Genomic DNA, 486 nt, shown 5'->3' on the forward strand with positions numbered 1-486 from the left:
TCTGGTCGACCATCTTCGCGACCTGGTCGCCCAGGGCGCGGGTGTCCTTCCACACCGACATCGACTGCTTGCCGGCGATCATGTTGAGGACGTTCGCCTTGTCGGCGTCCTGGCCCGTGAGGACCGGGTAGTCCGGACCGGGCGCGTAGCCGGCGCCCTCGAGCGCCTGCGCGATGCCCAGCGCGAGCGAGTCGTTGGGCGACAGGACGACGTTCACCTTGGTGCCACCCGAGTAGAACGAGTTGAGGCGGTTCTCCATCTCGGACTGCGCGGTGTCCGAGCTCCAGCCCTGGACGCCGATCGAGGCCCAGTCGTCGTCGGACGCGGGCGCCTTGCCCGACGGCACGACGAGCTGGCCCTTGTCGACGTACGGCTTGAGGACGTCCCACGCACCCGCGAAGAAGAACTTCGCGTTGTTGTCGTCGGGCGACCCGGCGAAGGGCTCGAGGTTGAACGGCCCCGCACCCGTGTCGAGCTTGAGCGCGT

At 68.3% G+C, this 486-nt stretch carries 1 protein-coding gene; it reads right to left on the reverse strand.

Annotated elements, in window-relative coordinates:
* On the reverse strand, nucleotides 1–486 hold a 486-nt coding region (locus G3I71_RS46935; RefSeq protein ID WP_164325061.1), incomplete at both ends, for a substrate-binding domain-containing protein.

This window comes from Streptomyces sp. SID12501 (assembly GCF_010550245.1).
In the GTDB taxonomy this organism is placed as follows: Bacteria; Actinomycetota; Actinomycetes; order Streptomycetales; family Streptomycetaceae; genus Streptomyces.